The organism is Serratia sp. NFX21, from assembly GCF_048517035.1.
GTDB classification, from domain to species: Bacteria; Pseudomonadota; Gammaproteobacteria; order Enterobacterales; family Enterobacteriaceae; genus Serratia; species Serratia quinivorans.
In genome coordinates this window covers 2,474,324-2,491,829 of sequence record NZ_CP183196.1, presented here as the reverse complement: position 1 = coordinate 2,491,829, position 17,506 = coordinate 2,474,324, and the positions used below count along the sequence as shown (strand labels likewise).

Genomic DNA, 17,506 nt, shown 5'->3' with positions numbered 1-17,506 from the left:
GCCATGAGCCTTGTTGCCGGGCGTACCGTCACCCCCGCCGCTGACGATGTGCCAGATACCAATGATAACGGCGAGAAGGTCACCGCCGGCCCTTTCTGGCCGGAGATAGCACTTAGCGCCGTACGCATGGAAATGCGCATCAACGGCGCGGTGACCACCACTCGATTGAAGCACGCCGTGATTGAGGGCGTGGCCCATGTGATCGACCAGTTGACCCGCTGGCAAGCCGTCCAGCTAAAAGCCGGTTATGTCTCACTGGCGGCCGTCCCATCCGGTGAAATCAATGGCGAAAGCGTCAAGGTATTCCGTTATCGCCGCGCAGTGTACAGCCTCACCCGCGCGTACCTGATTGAAAATTACCGCGACGTCGACACCACCGGCGACGCCGGCGAGAAACACGCCACCGGACTTACCCTGCAGGCTGCTGACCTGTGGCGCGATGCTCGCTGGGCTATCGCCGATATTCGCGGCGAAGTACGCAATTACGCGGAGGCATTCTAGTGAAAGTCCGAGCCATGCAGGGCGACACGCTGGATTTGCTGTGCCAGCGCCATTACGGCACCACGCAGGGCGTCACCGAAGCCGTACTCGCCGCCAATCCGGGGATTGCCGAACAGATATTTTTGACCGCCGGCCAGGTAGTCGAGCTGCCGGAGATCGACCGGTCAACCCAACAGGAGACAGTGCAGCTATGGACGTAATCGACCGCCTTTGGAGCTGGATGATCTACTCCTACTCCACCGTGCTGATGGGCATCGGCATGATGACACAGCGCGAATGGCTGGCGACCGGCGGGCTGGTAATCGGCTTGATCGCCGCGGCGCTGGGCGAAATCCACCGCCGCCGGGTTGCGCGCAGCCAGGCGACCACCAACGCCCTGCTGGCGCAGCTGGTTGACGCGGTGCGCAGCGATGCCGAGAACCGGCAGGATGTGAAAGCGCTGATCAGCGAGCTGAAAGGGGGCCACCGGTGAGAAGAAAAAGTGTTATCGCCTGCAGTGTGGCCGCCATTGTGGCGCTGGCCGGTGCCCTGTGGCCCGAGAAGGTGCGCACCAGCCATGCGGCACAGTTAAAAATGGCGAAGTACGAGGACTGTCGCAAGACACCCTACTACTGCCCCGCTGGGGTGCTGACCATCGGCATGGGCTCAACGACCCGCGTCGAAGTTCGGGAATACTCGGAAACAGAGATCGCCGAGCGCTGGGTAAACGACCTGGTACGCGCGGAAAAGTGTATCAACAGCAACTTTAACGGCGCTGCCGCTCCGCAATTCGTGTTTGAAGCGCTGACCGACGTCAGTTTCAACGTTGGCTGCACCGGGATCAGTTGGTTCACCGATCGCCAGGGGAAAAAACAACGCACCACGCTGTGGAAGTACGCACAGGGCACGAACTGGCCCGGTGTATGCGACCGGCTGACCGATTTTGTGAATTCCGGCGGCAAGCGCCTTCAGGGGCTGGTGAATCGCCGCGAAGAGTTTCGAGCCTGGTGCTTGTCCGACCCCGAACTAAAGGCCGCCAAATGAAGACGGTAGCGGTATTAATTCTGCTGTTTCTGACGTCGTTGGCCGGTCTGGGCTGGCAAAAGCATCAGCGGGAGTTGGCAGAGCTTGGCCGGGTCGATGCAGAGCGCGCCCTTAATCAAACCGGTGATGTACTGGCCGAGGTTCGCGCCCTGCGCGCGGACGTCAGTGATATCGAAGCGACCATGAAGACGCTGAGCGAGAAGCGAGGCGCAACCGGAGAGCAACGACGTGAAACCATCAAGACCGCGCTGGCCGGCGAGAAATGCGCCACTACTCTTGTGCCTGCTGCTGTCGCTGGCAGCCTGCAAAAGCGCGCCGCCGAAGTCCGCGCCGCAGATTATTCAGGAGCCTTTGCCGGCAAGCCGGACAGCAAACACTGATGTACCTGCAACACCGTCACCCATGACTTACGGCAGCCTCGCGCCGTGGTCTGATGCGCTGTTGGATGCACTGGACAGCTGCAACGCCGATAAGGCCGCCATACGTGAACTGGAATTGAGGCGCATCGCCCGGGGGATCAAGTGAAAAAAGCCGAATTGTTACGTGACGCGCTGATTGCCAGTAACCAATGGTGCAAAGCCAACCCTGAACAATTCACCGTGTGGGTAGAGAAAGGTCACATCGAGATCCAGGCCACCGGAGAAAGCAGTTTCATGTACCTGTATCCCATTCAGGTGCTGGCGATGGACTTCCCCGGCCAGTTAGATGACCTCATGCTGCCGCTGCTGGCTTGGGTGTGGGAAAACCAACCCGACCTGCTGCTGAACCCGGACAGCAACAAAAAAATTGAATTCGACGCCGATATCGTGAGCGACGACAGCGCCGATATTCTGCTGAAAGTACCGGTATGGGAGCGCGTCATGGTGACCATCGAGAACGGCAAGCCCGTTGCACAACACCTGGCTGAAGGTAAGCCCCGCTTCGGTGGCGGCGATTGGCAAATGGTCTTTAACCCAGAGCAAGGCGGGGAGCTGCTGCCATGACGGATGCCGCGTTGTTTCACCAGTTGGATCAGGTGTTCGCCGACATTCTCGGCGGCATGTCACCCGCCGGCCGCCTGCGCACCGCGCGCGAAGTTAGCCGGATGCTGCGCCAAAGCCAGTCACGCCGTATCGCACGACAGGAAAACCCGGACGGATCGAAATTCGAGAAGCGTCGCCGCAAGGTGCTGCGCTCGCAGGCCGGGATCGGCTTCATCTGGAACGGAGAAACCCGCCGACTCAGAAACTGGCGGGCCACCAAAGGCAGCCGGGGGCGCATGTTAACCGGTTTCGATGAGGAGCGCGGCGCCATTCGATCCTTCTATCGTGAGGATATCGAACGTTATCTCGATATCAACTTTATGCAGACCCGCAAGGACACCACCAAGGCCGACCCGATGTTTAGGCGCCTGCGTACCGCCCGGTTCCTGAAGGCGCGTGCCGATGCCAGCGGAGCAACCGTGGGATATACCGGCGTTGCCGCCCGTATTGCCCGCACGCACCAGCGCGGTCTGCGTGACCGGGTGAACAAATCCGGCGCGGTAGCAACCTATCCGCAACGTCAACTGCTGGGGATAACCAAGGCTGACCGCATGGCGATCGCCCGTTCGGTCATTGACTCGCTGGGGGTGAAATAGTGGGTATCGCCGAGTTAATCCGACTGCTGGAAAACGTGATCCGCGTTGGCGTGGTCACTGAGATCGACGAGAACGCCTGGCGGGTGCGAGTTTCCAGTGGTGAGTTGGATACTACTTGGTTGCGGTGGAACGCACAGCGCGCTGGAGCTTTCAATATCTGGGTACCTCCCTCCATCGGCGAGCAAGTCTGGCTAGTGTGCATTGGCGGCAACCCGGAGACGGCCATCATCGGCGGCAGCCTGTATAGCAACGAGCACCCCGCCCCCGGCAGCTCCGGTAACGAGATGGTGATCACCGCCCCGGATGGCGCACATTTTCGTTATGACGCGGACGCCGGTGCGCTGGAGGTCAGCGGCATCAAGTCGGCCAAGGTATCAGCAGAGGTAAAAATCATCCTCGATTCGCCTGTCGTCGAATGCACTGAGCTGCTGAAAACCAAAAAGTTTGACGTTACCGAAGGTGGCGAGATGCGCGGCAGTTTCAACCACAACGGCGGCACCTTCACCTCTAACGGCGTGCAGGTCGACGATCACAGCCATGGCGCCGTTGAGCGTGGCGGCAGTTGGACGGAGGGCACCCAATGACCGAGAAATATCGCGGTATGAACGCCGCCGGCACGGGTACGCTGACCGATGAGGATCACGTCTGGCAGTCAGCGAATGACATATTGCTGACCCCCATCGGCTCACGCGTGATGCGCCGTAACTATGGCTCACTGGTGCCAGACCTGCTCGACGCCCCGCAGAACGATGTCACCCGCCTGCAGTTGATGAGCGCGACCGTAATCGCACTGGCAGCCTGGGAGCCGCGCCTTGCGTTGAACACGGTCAACGTCAGCTATTCGCCGACAGGCGCCGTCACCGCAGAAATGTCCGGCCTGCTGACAGAGAGCATGGAAAAGAGCACCGGCACGGTCACGCTAAGGAGTATCAACGATGCCAACGATTGACCTGTCACAGCTGCCATCGCCTGAAATTATCGAGAAACTCGATTTCGAGACGATCCTCATCGACGTGAAGGCGGTCATGGTTGCCGTCTTCCCTGATGACCAGCAAGCCTCGGTCGCCGCGGCCCTGTCTCTGGAGTCAGAACCCTTGAACGTGATCGCGCAGGCAATGGCCTACCGTGAATTGCTGTTGCGCCGCCGCATCAACGAGGGCGCCGCCGCCTGCATGCTAAGCCATGCAGCAGGTACGGATCTGGACAATCTGGCCGCGAACCTGGACACCAAGCGCCTGACGATCACCCCGGAAACGGACACAGCCGACGCGCAGATGGAGAGTGACGAGGCGCTGCGCCTGCGTGCGCAATCAGCATTCGAGGGGATGAGCGTAGCCGGGCCGTCAGCGGCATATGAATATTTTGCCCGCAGCGCCAGCGGTAAAGTCGCTGATGCCAGGGCAACCAGCCCGGCACCGGCGGAAGTGGTGATCGCCATTTTGTCGACCGAGGGTGACGGCACGGCTTCGCCGAAGTTGCTGGCCGCCGTGACGACCGCCGTCAACGATGAAGAAGTGCGGCCGCTGGGTGACCGCGTGACGGTACGCAGTGCAGATATTGTCGATTATTCGATTGATGCCGAGCTGTTTTTGTACCCGGGCCCAGAGTCAGAACCCATCATTAACGCGGCTATGGCGTCGCTGCAGACATTTCTGGCTGATAACGACAAGAAGATTGGCCGGGATGTTGCGCGTTCGGCGATCTCCGCTTCGCTGCATGTTCAAGGGGTACAGCGAGTGGTATTGCACTTGCCGGCTGCTGACCTGCAGATCTCCGACATACAGGCAGCGCGCAACATCAACTATGCCGTAGAGAACGGTGGAACCGATGAATAACACCCTGCTCCCGCCATCGTCCGGCGACTGGATGCGCCACACCGAAACCGTCACCGCGCGGTTATCGGCGATCACGGTGGCCCTGCGCACATTGTGGACGCCAACAGTGTGCCCGGTAGAGTTACTGCCGTATCTGGCTTGGGCGCTGTCGGTCGACAGATGGGATAAGAACTGGCCGGCTGAGAAAAAGATAGCGGCGATCCAGCAATCCTATTGGCAGCACCGCCGCAAAGGCACCCGCGCCGCCGTGCGGCGGGTGATTGAGAGCATGGGTTTCTCGGCCACCTTCGCCGAATGGTTCGATACCGGCGACCAGCCGGGCACGTTCCGGCTTGAAGTTGACGTTAATGATGTAGGACTTACCGAAAAAACATTGGCGGAGCTCAACCGGTTAATCAGTGACGCCAAACCAGTCAGTCGCCATATTGCACAATTGGACATTACGACGAGGAGTGAGGGAATTATCCATTTCGCCGCATCAGTCTATGACGGTGGCGTAATTACGGTTTACCCGCAGGGGTATAACCCGGATGAAAGTATTAAATACAACGCATTGCCAGATTACAGCGGAAACTATAGATATACCGGGGAATAACATGAGCAAATTAACCGAACAAGTACAATGGGAAGAAGACATTTATCAGATCCAAAGAAAGGATGAAGTCTCCGGTGGTCGCGATGGCATTGCCAATATCCAGGCTGGACAGCTTGCCAACCGAACGCAATTCCTGAAAGGGCTTGTCGAATCACTGTCTGACGCTGAAAACCTGACCTTTGTAAAAACAGACGCTGATCCGGACGGAACAATCGCGGGCATGGAGGGATCTAAACCGGGTCAGTTTTTCCGTGTCGCACAAGGAATCGATAACCCTACGTCATTTATTTATTACCGGAATGCCGGTGATATCGCCGAACCTGCAGCAACCTATCCGAGCACGCAGGCGTTATTGCAGATCATGGCAAAAATGGTATGGGAAGATGACATTCTCAATGCTTTCCTATGGGAGGATACCAGCGGGCATTCAGCGGTAAGAATTAAAAGAACCGGAGAGTTTCAGGCGGCATTCTCGCGTCTATTTAAGGCTGTGCTTGATGATGTTGATATCAGACGACTTCATCTTATGGCAGATACGGATGGCATAATTTTCCGTATTCGCGATAAAAAAGGTCGCGATTGCCTTCTCGTAACGAAGGATGGGCGGGTTTTATTCCGCCCAAATCTGAAAGTTTTTAACGGCAATGCACTGGTTAGCGATAGCGTAGGCAGCATTAAGCTTGGTGACGGCTTGGTCGCGACCAAAACAAAGACCGGAGTAAAAATTAGCGCTACCGGTGCAGGTGGCTCCGGTGGGCCGCTCGGCAAACTCGCGTCACAGTACATCGGCGGCAAACTCAATGACCCTCGCGGGTGGAATGATCGGACGCTGGTCCTCACTGCGGCCCAGGCTGGCAGCCCGTCAGTATTCGGGTTTTGGATCATCAGCACCGAGCGCATTGCCAATCCCATCAACAACGCGAAGCTCTACGCCTATTGGTCTACAGACCACGGCTCAGCGGGGGGCATCTTTATGGCGACTGCCGATGATCCCATGGGGCCATGGGTTAGCCAGGGGCGGATTTATCTGGACCCGTCGTCCGAACAAACAGAAACCCCGGCTGTGCGCTGGTGCGAATTTAGACAGCATTTTGTTATGTATTACCATGTCCAGTCGGCCAAATATGGCCCTAACGACAGTATTGCGGCGAAAGGAATTCAATCAACACTCTGCGCCTATAGCGACGACGCGGTTAATTGGACGAAAGACCCAAATTTCATTCTGGACAAATTTAATCAGAACGTCGGCGACGGGCACTCCGGGTATTTCTACCCCTGCGACACCCCGGATGGACTCATTGCGCGTAGTGCGCTGGGTGGTACGGGGTATGGACTAACAACGATTTGGCGGCATCGCGGCGGGCCGCTGGGTGGCATCAATATTAACGGCCACATCACAAATAACTGGTATTGCGATTACCGCGATGTGGGCAGCAATTATGAAGCGACGTTTGGCACGCAATATCAGGGTTTAAGAACCATTCCTTTCGGACTGTTCGGGTTTACTGTGAATGGCGTGAGAATGGCTGTCGGTCAGCTATGGAATCGCCGAAGCGCAACCGAGGCGGCGACAGTATCAATCGTCGCAGGTCCTGTCACAGCTGACTATAAGCGATTCATCGGCCTGCCAACGGTCATTTGGACACCCCAGGAAAGTTGGGAGTCCATGGACGTGCGTATGAGTAACTACTATGTCGATGATAAATACGTCTATGTATTTTTATCCATGGGTGTAAATGTCGCATCAGGGGCAGGCGCTAACGTTATTGGAGGGTTCCGACATGCTATTTGATTCTTATGGTCGCGGTGAAACTTACGGGAAAGATAAGCATGAGTTTATCTGGGATGTGGCGTTATCTCCTGCCGTACCTGATTTTCTGGAAATCGTCGGGGAGCATACGATTGAATTTTTGGATACCTCCGTATCTAAGGGAATTTGCAGAATAACAGTGCCAAGCGACGATTCGGTCGTTTCTATTCGCACGAAAAAATCAGTGAAAACGGATTTATTTTCCGAGATTGGCTTCTATGTATTTTCCATGACCAGCCAGGCCAGCCAACAGACCCAAAATATTTATATTGGCGATGAGAACGGCGGCGCCGGTATGTATCGAAAATCGACAACGGTGCCGGAACACTTCGCGAAAGTGTTTCCCTCCGGCGATGAGCGACAGCTTGATTATGTATGGTCGCTCAATGATGGGAACTATGCGACCAAGCCTAAGAATTTGGGAATCACGGTCCGGCCTGAAGACAAAGCCGTCTATTTTACCCAGGGCGATCATATGAATGGCGATCCTGGAATTTGGTATGACCGTGGAAACTGGCAGGACGGGTTATATCGGCCCTCCCTGCAGTTAAGTACGAGCAGTACGCAGACGCAGCAACGCTCCGTCTCATTTTCGAAAATCCTTTTCAGACTCTGTTACTGGTGATCACGATGCCTTCAGCAACTAAATTTTTATATGACGATGATTTTAAATACTGGATATCCCCGCCCAGCGATTTCGGCCAAATGTTCGAAGCTGGGCAAAAGGGATTTGCATTTGATTTCACGACACCCGCCGGGCTGTATCAGGATGATGCCATGACAACGGCTGTGGCCGCATCAGGGCAACCTATCGCCGTTGGGGTAGACTTGTCAGGAAACCAGGCAAACTTTTTAAGTCTGTCTGGTCAGCGCGTCTTGTATCAATATTTCAATGTGGCCGATGTTTATGGCGCCTATGGCGACGGCAGCGTCAGAAAAGGCCGCTGCGCGTTGGGCGGGTTCCTGAATACGCCAGCGATTACCCTCATGTTAACCGGCCTGCTGAGTGCAGACTCAACCACTACAGGCCCGCTATTTCGTATCCAAGACGCTACGACATTTGAATCATTTATTAGCCTAAACGCGGATGGCCTGAAGGTTCGCCGTGTGGCGGGTGAAGCTGAAGCGGCAAGCGCCCCCATCGCCGCGCGCGGTGAGCGTTTCCTGTTAACGGTGCGAATCAACTTTGCTGCTGGCGTGATGGAGGTCAGGAAGAATGGCAAATTCGTTGAGAACATATCACTGACGTCACAAGGACTGGCGTCCGTCCAAAACTCAGCCGCTAGCTTTTTCGGGACCTTTAATGCAGGAACTTTCGCCCGGGGTTTCATTCACGAGATCGCTCTTGTCAACGAGTGGCTGCCAAACGAACTTGTTATCGATTACGAAAACAAGATGAAAAACGATGCGGCAATGAACGTGTAAAAAGGGGTGCAGCGTGAGCGGTAGAAAATACATCGTCCTGACAACCGACTACGGCAATGAACGGCTGGCAGCAGCCGCCGTAAGCGGCACGCCTGTCAATATTTCGTCAATGGCCGTCGGCGACGGTGGCGGTACGCTGCCAGTGCCATCGCCATCACAGGTGGGGTTAATCAACGAGAAATACCGGGGGCAGCTCAATAAGTTGTCCATCGCTGACGATGCCGCCAACGTTATAGAAGCCGAAATGATCATGCCGCCGCAGATCGGCGGCTATTGGTTGCGCGAAGTCGCGCTCTTTGACGATGAGGGGAAATGCGTTGCAGCCGGTAACATGCCGGAAACCTATAAGCCGCTGCTGGCAGAAGGTTCAGGCCGCTATCAGGTTATTCGCATGCAAATGCAGGTCAGCAGCACAGCAGACGTTGAGATGCTGATCGACCCATCGGTGGTGCTCGCCACCACGGAGAGCGTAAAGGCCGCAGAGGATGCTGCAAAAGATTATGCGGATGAACAGCTTGGCGAGCATGAGCAATCACGTAACCACCCAGACGCCACGCTAGAGGCCAAAGGCTTTACTCAATTGAGCAGCGCCACGGACAGCGATAGCGAAGAACTCGCAGCCACACCCGCGGCGATCAAAGCGGCAATCAAAGAAGCGGTCGCAGAAGCGGTAAGTCAGGCATGGGAGTTGGATAACCCGGTCGGCACCTCCCGACTGTTCAACCAAAACCTAAACCCCAACAAACGCTGGCCGTGGTCAACATGGGAGTATGCCGGCGAACACCTGACGATCAGAACGGCGAAGGCGGACGGTTCTGACGTGGGAACGCAAGGTGGCAGCGACACTGTGACCATCGGGCGGAACAATCTGCCGGCGGAAAGCCTGGGGGTGGAGGGCTTCACAGATGAAATGGACTTTGGCGTCATGCGTACAGAACTAGGCGGGGCACACGATCATGACGGGGGGATGGGCGCACCAGGCGACGCATGGGACGGCGACTACATTGTGGGTTCGGATAATGATAGCCATCGCACCCGCAACAAAACATCACGGGCAAGCGACCACGATCACACGTTCGTCATCCCAACCCACAACCACAAGCTGCAAGGCAAAACTGATAATTTGGGCCAAGGCCAGGCGATCACCATCGTCGAAAAGCACAAGCTGCAAATGCTGTGGCATCGCGTAGCCTAACCCATCAACAACAAAGCCCCTCTCGGGGCTTTTTCTTTTCCTGCAGTACAGCCGGCGGCATCTATGTCACCAGGTGCCGGGCACCATCATTTCACCCGAACAGACCGCTGACCGAATTCGATACTGAGTTAATCGCCTTGGTCGCACTGGTACGCAGCTCGCCTAGCACGTCGCTGGCAGAGGTCGTTTGCAGCTTCTCCCTGAAATCGCTGTCGACTCGGCTCAGGCTGATAGTGAATTCAATTTTTTTCGCATTCCCATAGCGGTCAAACTCCGACTTCCCCCGCTCCAGTCGCGTCATGACATACATGCCATAGATCCGGCCGTCGCCCTCAATCAGCGGCCAGGGACGTCCGGCATAGCCGATAGTCTCCAGCGTATACAGCGATACGCCACCGCCAGTGACTTCAGGGTACAAAACACCATCAAGCGTGATGTTTTCTTCTCCCGATCCAATGTACTGCCAGGAAGCTGACTGGTTAATGCGCTCGTTCTTTACGTGGCGCCACTCCTGTGAATGGCGTAACTGCTGATACGGGAGCGTGCGCAGCGTAAAAACAAACATCCCGAATACCATCATCATGATTGTGACCTCCGTTAATCTCGATCGCGGAATGACCCGCGGTTACCTCTGGCTGTGCTGGCCATGGCATCACGCACGGCATTACGCACCATCCGTTCCAGCTCCTGATCCGAACGCTTGCCCACATCGTTAAAATTCAACTGGAAGATGGGCGCCCCGCCACCAGGTGCAGATACCGGCGACATAGCGGCCGGCTGCGTTGCAGACGGAACCGAGAGCACACCACTACCAGCCGCAGCAACACGCGGTACAGGCTGCGGCATGACGCGCGCCTCTTGGTACGCGCCACGCAGCGCCAGCGCGCGAGGGAGGTTTTTAAAGATGATATCCCCCGGACCAATACGTTTAGTGACGGCTTTGGTATTGTCCGCGGTGGCCTTGGTACTGCCGGCAATCTCACTCAGCCGGCGCTGCGTGCCGGTGTCGCCGGTAAGCACCGGCGGCGGCGTACCACCCAGCTTAGAATCGACAGTAGCCGACCCCGTTGGCAGTCCGGGGCCTGCCCAATTCCACCCCTTCTTAACCATTTTTTTCTGCTGCGGGTCCCATTCCCACATGGCCGGCTGGTTACGCAGTTCTTCAGCCTTGCGCCGTGCCAGTTCGATGCCATCCGGGATCAGGCCCATTTTCTCCAGCAACCAGCCCACACCATCCATCAGTTTTGACAGTGGGTACAGCAGCACCTGCAACGCGGTACCAAACACGCGACCAAACGTTTCACCGGCGCTGGCGCACTTATCCAGCGTCTCTTTGCTGGTCTGCATCGGTGACAGCAGTTTGGTAAACCAGTCCCACACACGACCAATGGCGTCGCCAATCACGCCGAAAATTGGAGCAATGCGGGCAAACGCATCACGCAGAGGCGCCAGCGCCTGCATAACACCGGCACCGAAGCCGACAAAGAACGCCTTAATCGGCTCCCAATAGCGCCAGATAAGCACGCCGGCCGCGACAAAGGCCGCACCAATCAGCCCGATCGGGCTTAGCAGAAAAGACAATGCCGCAGCCAGCGCCGAGATAGCACCGGTTATGACGCCCCACAGCGTAGACAGCCCCGTCAGCCGTAACGCCAGCCCGACCACCCCACGCACCAACGAGCCCAGGGCAGCCGATGGCGACATGAAAACGCCCATCAACATTCCGCGCAACGGCACCAGCGAACTAAACAGCCCACGGAAACCGCCAGACAGTGACGCCAATATGCGCGACCAGCCGCTCACCCTCGCCATGGCATTGCCACCTACGCCAACAAAACCACGCAACGCGGCAATGGTTCCCACCACCCCGCGCCCACCCGTCAGCAAAGTAAAGCCCAGCCGCAGCTTAGCCAGGGGCCCAATCAACAAGCCGGTGGCGAGGCTGGCGATCCCCAGCGACGCAACCAAGGCAGTGAGAGCGCCAGCAACTAACAGAATTGATTGCGCTAAACGCGGGTTTAATTTCACCCACTCACTCGCAGTATTAATCGTCTCACTCAATCCTTGCGTCAGCTTGCGCAGAGGCCCGTCGGCGGTTTCCTCTACCTGAATACGGAAACCTTCCCACGCTGAGTCCAGTTCTTTCAGGTCACCACCGAGGTTATCAGCCATCACCTTGGCGGCTTTCAATGCTTCCCCCTGAGCCTTCTTCAAATCACTCAGCAGCTTCTGCAATTCGCCACTGCCGGCAGACAGTACCAGCGACTGGAATGCCTTTGCGGCCTCCTCACCGGCAATATCCTTGAAAAAATACAACTGATCGGTGTCGCCGTATTTCTTAATCTTTTTGTAGAGGTCGGAAAGAACAACTTCGGCCGGGCGCATCTTGCCGGTGGCATCGGCCACGGTAACGCCCAGTTCTTTCAGCGCCGCTTTAGCTTTCCCTGTTGGCGCCGCCAGGCGGGAGAACGTAGTTTGCAAACCTGTACCGGCGATACTTCCCCGCAAGCCAACGTTAGCCATCACGCCAATCATCGCCGTCGTTTGTTCAACGCTGACGCCAAGGTTAGACAACCCCGTACCGGCGTACTTCATCGCCTCACCGATGTTCTGCAGGTCGGTGTTGGTACGGGTGAATGCCCCCGTCAACACGTCGCTGACGCGATCCATTTCCTTCGGGTCGAGACGGAACTGAGACAGGATGTTTGAGCTGATATCTGCGGATTCGCCGAGATCCATGCCGCCGGCCAGCGCCATATTGAGCACGCCAGGCAGTGCGGCCTGGATCGCCTGTGGCGTAAAGCCGGCCATTGCAAGGAATGCCTGTCCGCTGGCGGCGTCGCGGGTGGTGAAGGCGGTTTCGGCACCGAGTTTTTTCGCTTGGGCGCGTAGGTCACCCAACTGTGAAGAGTTTTTATCAAGCCGTGTCAGCGCCTGAACGCGCGACATTTCGGCATCGAACCCAACGGCAGGAGCCAGGAAGCGGCCGCCGGCGTACCCAGCCGCTGCGGCGCCTACAGCCATTCCCATGCCAGAACCGCGCAGTTTGCCGGCGGTGTCTTTGGCACGGGTGTAACCGGCTTGCGCCTGGGTGACCGCAGCCAATTGGCGCCGTTCCCGCTCCAGTTGCTGGTTATATTGTGCCGTTCGCCGGATGGCACTTTGCACCGCGCCGCTGCCGGCCGACAGATTGACGCCATGCTGCCGCACAGCCTGGGAGGCTTCGCGCAGTTTTGCGGTCTGTAGGCTATAAGTTTGCGTCAATCGTGAGAGTTTGCCGCGCAGGGTTTCCAGGTGCACCGCTTGGGCGTCGGTCAGTTGCCCCCCCTCACGCACAACTTGATTCAGCCCGTTAAATTCACGTTTCGCACGGTTAATCTTCTGTGCCGTGTCATTGGCCTGCGTGCGTAACCGGTCGAAGCTGGCAGCCTGTTTATCCAGGTCTTTGACGGCGCTTTGGGTTTTCTTGAGAGAGTCAGAAAGGCCGCTAACAGCTTTGCTAGCGGCTTTAACCGGGCGGGTGAGTTTGTCGATCGCGCTGAACGCGACGCGAATACTAAGATCCATGATCGTCCTCTTCGTCTTCATCGTCATGGTTGCCGCTACGGATGGCGGCGCGCTGGCGCCAGGCCATCAGCTCGCGCAGCTCCATGCCGTACATCTCGGAGGGCGGCCAGTGGAAAACAACAGCAATATCAGCAATGAGTTCCTCAACGCTGATAAAAAGGGGCTGCCTTACTTGCTCCCCGTCTCCGCTGAGTTCGGTACGGACGGCGCCGCTTTGGTCAAAAAAGGCGTCAGCTCTTCGATGAACGAAACAAAATCGCCGGTATCCAGCGTGGAAATTTCCAGTGAGGTCAATGCAGGTGAAGTCACCCGGGTGAGCAGCGTAGAAATCGCGTCATAATCGAAGTTGAGCACGTCGACCAGGCGCAGGCCACGCAGTGAGCCCGCCTGCTTGATGGTATCAGTGATGGTGACGCTGCTGATTTCATTACTGCCGCGCTTAATTGGGGTAGTGAGAGTAACTGCCATTGTAAAATTCTCCAGGCGGTAACCAGTACCGCCGTAAACATGAGTTGAGGGTTAAAACAGCGCGATCAGCTGCCCATACCAAGCGCTGAAGTGATGCGGTCCGGGTACAGATTTTTCCCGTTGCGCTTATAGATAAAGTTCAGCAGGTCAATTTCCAGCAGCGCCTTGTCATCCACCGACAGCTTGTAATAGGTGTTTTTGATGGCATAGGTATGGTTGGTGTCGTCGCCCTGCTTGGCTTCACCCGGGTCGATTTCGGTGATACGGCCGCGCATCTCGACTTCCATCAGCGAACTGGTGCCGCCGCTGTAGATTTCGCCCACAAAGCGCAAGCGCATTTCGTCAATATCGCCGCCGTACTTCAGGATCAGTTCCTCAACAACACCACCGACCACCATGGAAGCATCCAGGGCGCCGCCATCCAGGCCGAGATCAACCGCGACCGCCCCCAGCATCCCGCCGCCCTGATAATCTTCAGTTTTGCGGGTGATCTTTGGCAAGGTGACGCTGGGAACTTTGCCGATGTGATTGGCGCCATCGATAAACACCGTAAACAGCCGAAGTTTCTTAGGGATAGCCACTTATGCCCCTCCCAGCGACGCAAAGGCCGCTTCGTAATATTGATCGGTGAAGGTCTGGATCATGGTCAAATCTTCCAGCGGCGGCACCGGGCTGTAGTTGTAACGCACCACCGCCTTACCCTGACGAATGCCCGTTTTTGGGTTATCCACGATATCGAACCAGCACGCGGCGCCAATCAGTTTGCCGGCGGTGACCAATCCTTGCAGCTTGGCGTCAATACCGCTGACCACATCTTTGACGTTGGCCGGCGTTAGCGGGGTATCCACCGTGGTGAACTGCGCTTCCGCAATAGTGTCAGCCAGGATCTGCGCGGTACGGGTGTACACCTCAAAAATGTAATTTTCCGTGTCCGTGGTGCGGTTGCCCCAGAATCGGAAGCCGTCACGCTTAATCAGCGTGGTGACCTCGTTGGCATTCAACTCGTTGGCGTCTGAGTCTTCCGCCTGCAGCGCCCAAAACACATCTTTGGAAATGCCGAGCACATTACTGACTGCCACGTTGGAAAGCGATTTATGCCAGCCCTGTTCGTTGTCGATCTTCGCCCTGAGCCCCAGCGCATAGGCTACGGACGGAAACTCTTCGTTTTCGCCGGACTGCTGGTTATAGGCAATGAAGTTCGGCCAGAGCAGCATGCCTTCACGCTCAGCGAACTGCTCGCGATAAGCTTTTGCCTCGACGATCGTCTCGCAGCTGTCGCAATAGCTGTAAGAGAATGCCCGCAGCTGCTTGGCGATCACACGCAGTTGAGCGGTGACCTCCTGAGTGTCATACATCGGCACGCCGAGAATGCGCGGGCGGTAGCCCACTTTCTGCTCAGCGGTCAACAACGCGAACATGCCGGTATAGCAGCCGTCCGCCTGGGAGCCACCGATAATCAGCTGGGATTGCGTCGGCGCGCCTTCGCCGGTGCCAGCCGCAGCCACGCGCACCACGATCACCCGGGTGCTGACCTGGTCGGAAATGGCCTTCAGTGATTTGTACAGGGAGCCGGTTTTGCCCGCCTTGCCGAGTACGCTGATAACCCGCGTAATCAAAACCGGAGTGTTTAAGGGGAAAGTGGTAGCGTCAGCATCGTCCGCCACCGCAACTAGACCGATGACCGTTGAGTCAACGTCGTTGATCGCGGTTTGCAGGTCGGTGTTCTCCTTGACGCGCGCCCCGTGGAAAAAATTGTCGGTCATACTGTACCGCCATCATGCTTGTGAGTTCATGGTGATATTCGCCGAAAAATACTCGCTCGACACGCAGCGCCGGTTGTCATGCATCAGCGACAACAACGCGCGGTTTTCCCCATCGCGCGCGCATGAAACCATCGGCGCCAGAGGGGTGAACCATGGCACTGATGACAGACTCGATCGACAAGGCAAAATGGCTACTGGATAAAGGAACGGGCGCGATTAAGGATTACCAGGCGGAACTGTCCCGTGTGCCGGCATTCGGCGTATTGCTGGGCGGCAAGGCGTTGGCCGTATTGGATGAACGGATAATGTCACTGGAGATGACAGACAACCGCGGCTTTGAGGCAGATGAATTAACGATCACCGTGGATGACAGCGACGGTCAGCTACAACTGCCGCCCCGGGGTGCAGAACTCTCCGCATCGTTGGGCTGGCGCGGTGAGGCGCTTGTCTACAAAGGCGTTTTCATTGTTGACGAAGTGGCGCACTCCGGACCGCCGGACACAATGACGATCACCGCTCGCAGTGCAGATTTTCGCGATGAGTTTAACGTAAAGCGTGAGGTGTCCTGGCACGACGTTACCGTTGAGCGAGTTGTGTCCGCCATTGCCCGGCGCTACAGCCTGAAGGCTATTATTTCCGAACAGCTGATGGGGCTGGAGATAGACCACGCCGACCAGACGCAAGAAAGTGATATGTCCTTCCTGACGCGCATGGCTGAAATGCTGGGTGCCATCGCCACAGTGAAGAACGGCAGCCTGCTGTTTATCCTGCCCGGCGGCGGCGTCAGCGCATCAGGTGAAGCACTACCCTCGTTCGCCATCACCCGCAGTAGCGGCGATCGACATTCTTTCCGTATCGCAGACCGAGACGCTTATACGGGGGTGCGTGCTTATTGGCTGGATCTGGAGTTTGGGAAGAAGAAAAAAGTCACGGTAAAAAAGCGCAAATCTGAGAAAAAGAAAGTGGAACGCAGCAGCAACCGGGAAGGTGATTATCTTGACGGTGAAGACGGTAATGTTTATGTGCTGCGCAAAACCTACAATAACGAAATGGCCGCGAAACGCGCCGCCGCTGCAAAGTGGCAACAGCTAAAACGCGGCGCTGCTGAGTTTACCCTCACGTTGGCTTATGGCCGCGCCGATTTATACCCGGAAATGCACGGCACCGTTACCGGATTTAAAACGGATATCGATAAGCAGGACTGGATTATAGCCAGGGCAAGCCATTCTATTGATGGAAACGGCTTTACCACCCGGCTTGAATTTGAGGCAAAAATACCCGAATGGATTGCAGAAAGTGGATAGTGACGGCCATAATGTCAGGGAGTTCAACTCCCGCCATGGGAGGCCATCATGTTTGTTTGCCCGATCTGCGGTGCCGTCGCTCGCACGCGTACCAGTCGCCGTCTCAGTGAAATGACGATACGGCAATATCATCAGTGTCAGAATTTCGAATGTAGCATCACATTCACAACGCTAAACAGCGTTGAAAAATTGGTAACCAAGCGCAGTCAGTGCGAAGTGTTGCCCCCCGACTTTATCCCGCAAGACGCCTTCCCAACTTCCCACTATGGGCGCGACCAGCTCAACCTGTCGTTGTGAATACGGCCCCGCCACCGCGCGGGGTTTTTTAATGCCTATTTTCACACTGTTAGAGACATCAACATTAGAACCGCGGCCTTAATGTGGTCACATAAAATAAAAAAC

General features: G+C 56.6%; 24 protein-coding genes. 18 read left to right on the top strand and 6 right to left on the bottom strand.

Annotation, left to right across the window (positions count from 1 at the left end):
* The first annotated feature begins 3 nt into the window (after positions 1 to 3).
* From ACNT1W_RS11780 to ACNT1W_RS11705, 16 genes are read left to right on the top strand one after another with little or no spacing between them, the layout of a single operon-like run.
* Complete coding sequence (locus tag ACNT1W_RS11780) at positions 4 to 501, top strand: head completion/stabilization protein (RefSeq protein WP_419246814.1); 498 nt, start codon at positions 4 to 6, stop codon at positions 499 to 501.
* Positions 501 to 701 carry a tail protein X gene (locus ACNT1W_RS11775; RefSeq protein WP_122078918.1) on the top strand — a complete coding sequence of 67 codons (201 nt, stop codon included), beginning with the start codon at positions 501 to 503 and terminating at the stop codon, positions 699 to 701. The genes ACNT1W_RS11780 and ACNT1W_RS11775 overlap by 1 nt, the downstream gene beginning before the upstream one ends.
* Before the next feature lie 20 nt (positions 702 to 721).
* Positions 722 to 973, top strand: coding sequence for a hypothetical protein (locus tag ACNT1W_RS11770; RefSeq protein ID WP_258369513.1), 252 nt, complete (start codon positions 722 to 724; stop codon positions 971 to 973).
* Positions 970 to 1,524, top strand: a complete 555-nt coding sequence (locus tag ACNT1W_RS11765; RefSeq protein WP_419246813.1) for a lysozyme — start codon at positions 970 to 972, stop codon at positions 1,522 to 1,524. Before ACNT1W_RS11770 ends, ACNT1W_RS11765 begins: the two co-directional genes overlap by 4 nt.
* Positions 1,521 to 1,904 (top strand): DUF2570 domain-containing protein, encoded by a 384-nt coding sequence (locus tag ACNT1W_RS11760; RefSeq protein ID WP_419246812.1) that lies wholly within the window; start codon positions 1,521 to 1,523, stop codon positions 1,902 to 1,904. The genes ACNT1W_RS11765 and ACNT1W_RS11760 overlap by 4 nt, the downstream gene beginning before the upstream one ends.
* A complete protein-coding gene (locus ACNT1W_RS11755) occupies positions 1,801 to 2,049 on the top strand; it encodes a peptidase (protein ID WP_419246811.1) in 249 nt (82 codons plus the stop codon). The genes ACNT1W_RS11760 and ACNT1W_RS11755 overlap by 104 nt, the downstream gene beginning before the upstream one ends.
* Complete coding sequence (locus tag ACNT1W_RS11750) at positions 2,046 to 2,507, top strand: phage tail protein (RefSeq protein WP_419246810.1); 462 nt, start codon at positions 2,046 to 2,048, stop codon at positions 2,505 to 2,507. Before ACNT1W_RS11755 ends, ACNT1W_RS11750 begins: the two co-directional genes overlap by 4 nt.
* Complete coding sequence (locus ACNT1W_RS11745) at positions 2,504 to 3,142, top strand: phage virion morphogenesis protein (RefSeq protein ID WP_419246809.1); 639 nt, start codon at positions 2,504 to 2,506, stop codon at positions 3,140 to 3,142. The genes ACNT1W_RS11750 and ACNT1W_RS11745 overlap by 4 nt, the downstream gene beginning before the upstream one ends.
* Positions 3,142 to 3,726, top strand: coding sequence for a phage baseplate assembly protein V (locus ACNT1W_RS11740; protein WP_419246808.1), 585 nt, complete (start codon positions 3,142 to 3,144; stop codon positions 3,724 to 3,726). Before ACNT1W_RS11745 ends, ACNT1W_RS11740 begins: the two co-directional genes overlap by 1 nt.
* Entirely contained in the window at positions 3,723 to 4,091 is a 369-nt protein-coding gene (locus tag ACNT1W_RS11735) for a GPW/gp25 family protein (RefSeq protein WP_419246807.1), read from the top strand. The genes ACNT1W_RS11740 and ACNT1W_RS11735 overlap by 4 nt, the downstream gene beginning before the upstream one ends.
* The gene (locus ACNT1W_RS11730; RefSeq protein ID WP_419246806.1) at positions 4,078 to 4,977 is read left to right on the top strand and encodes a baseplate assembly protein; all 900 of its coding nucleotides are present in this window, start codon (positions 4,078 to 4,080) and stop codon (positions 4,975 to 4,977) included. The genes ACNT1W_RS11735 and ACNT1W_RS11730 overlap by 14 nt, the downstream gene beginning before the upstream one ends.
* Entirely contained in the window at positions 4,970 to 5,572 is a 603-nt protein-coding gene (locus ACNT1W_RS11725; protein ID WP_419246805.1) for a phage tail protein I, read from the top strand. Before ACNT1W_RS11730 ends, ACNT1W_RS11725 begins: the two co-directional genes overlap by 8 nt.
* A gap of 1 nt (position 5,573) precedes the next feature.
* A complete protein-coding gene (locus tag ACNT1W_RS11720) occupies positions 5,574 to 7,364 on the top strand; it encodes a hypothetical protein (RefSeq protein ID WP_419246804.1) in 1,791 nt (596 codons plus the stop codon).
* Positions 7,354 to 8,007: a hypothetical protein gene (locus ACNT1W_RS11715; RefSeq protein ID WP_419246803.1), complete on the top strand. Its 654-nt coding sequence runs from the start codon at positions 7,354 to 7,356 to the stop codon at positions 8,005 to 8,007. Before ACNT1W_RS11720 ends, ACNT1W_RS11715 begins: the two co-directional genes overlap by 11 nt.
* Before the next feature lie 5 nt (positions 8,008 to 8,012).
* Positions 8,013 to 8,807 carry a hypothetical protein gene (locus ACNT1W_RS11710; protein ID WP_419246802.1) on the top strand — a complete coding sequence of 265 codons (795 nt, stop codon included), beginning with the start codon at positions 8,013 to 8,015 and terminating at the stop codon, positions 8,805 to 8,807.
* A 13-nt stretch (positions 8,808 to 8,820) separates the two neighbouring features.
* Positions 8,821 to 10,002, top strand: coding sequence for a phage tail protein (locus tag ACNT1W_RS11705; RefSeq protein WP_419246801.1), 1,182 nt, complete (start codon positions 8,821 to 8,823; stop codon positions 10,000 to 10,002).
* 91 nt (positions 10,003 to 10,093) lie between these two features.
* On the opposite strand, the gene ACNT1W_RS11700 is transcribed toward ACNT1W_RS11705, so the two are convergent.
* The 6 genes from ACNT1W_RS11700 to ACNT1W_RS11675 form a co-directional block, all read right to left on the bottom strand.
* Entirely contained in the window at positions 10,094 to 10,585 is a 492-nt protein-coding gene (locus ACNT1W_RS11700) for a phage tail protein (RefSeq protein WP_419246800.1), read from the bottom strand.
* A 14-nt stretch (positions 10,586 to 10,599) separates the two neighbouring features.
* The gene (locus ACNT1W_RS11695) at positions 10,600 to 13,569 is read right to left on the bottom strand and encodes a phage tail tape measure protein (RefSeq protein ID WP_419246799.1); all 2,970 of its coding nucleotides are present in this window, start codon (positions 13,567 to 13,569) and stop codon (positions 10,600 to 10,602) included.
* Positions 13,559 to 13,696: a GpE family phage tail protein gene (locus tag ACNT1W_RS11690; protein ID WP_255417493.1), complete on the bottom strand. Its 138-nt coding sequence runs from the start codon at positions 13,694 to 13,696 to the stop codon at positions 13,559 to 13,561. Before ACNT1W_RS11690 ends, ACNT1W_RS11695 begins: the two co-directional genes overlap by 11 nt.
* A gap of 41 nt (positions 13,697 to 13,737) precedes the next feature.
* Positions 13,738 to 14,037 carry a phage tail assembly protein gene (locus ACNT1W_RS11685; protein WP_419246798.1) on the bottom strand — a complete coding sequence of 100 codons (300 nt, stop codon included), beginning with the start codon at positions 14,035 to 14,037 and terminating at the stop codon, positions 13,738 to 13,740.
* Positions 14,038 to 14,102: 65 nt separating this feature from the next.
* The gene (locus ACNT1W_RS11680) at positions 14,103 to 14,618 is read right to left on the bottom strand and encodes a phage major tail tube protein (RefSeq protein WP_419246797.1); all 516 of its coding nucleotides are present in this window, start codon (positions 14,616 to 14,618) and stop codon (positions 14,103 to 14,105) included.
* The gene (locus ACNT1W_RS11675; protein WP_419246796.1) at positions 14,619 to 15,800 is read right to left on the bottom strand and encodes a phage tail sheath subtilisin-like domain-containing protein; all 1,182 of its coding nucleotides are present in this window, start codon (positions 15,798 to 15,800) and stop codon (positions 14,619 to 14,621) included.
* A gap of 152 nt (positions 15,801 to 15,952) precedes the next feature.
* On the opposite strand from ACNT1W_RS11675, the gene ACNT1W_RS11670 reads away from it, so the two are divergent.
* Together ACNT1W_RS11670 and ACNT1W_RS11665 are read left to right on the top strand one after the other, a co-directional pair.
* Positions 15,953 to 17,104, top strand: a complete 1,152-nt coding sequence (locus tag ACNT1W_RS11670) for a phage late control D family protein (protein ID WP_419246795.1) — start codon at positions 15,953 to 15,955, stop codon at positions 17,102 to 17,104.
* 48 nt (positions 17,105 to 17,152) lie between these two features.
* On the top strand, positions 17,153 to 17,401 hold the full coding sequence (locus ACNT1W_RS11665; protein WP_142815512.1) for an ogr/Delta-like zinc finger family protein: 249 nt from the start codon (positions 17,153 to 17,155) through the stop codon (positions 17,399 to 17,401).
* Positions 17,402 to 17,506 lie beyond the last annotated feature (105 nt).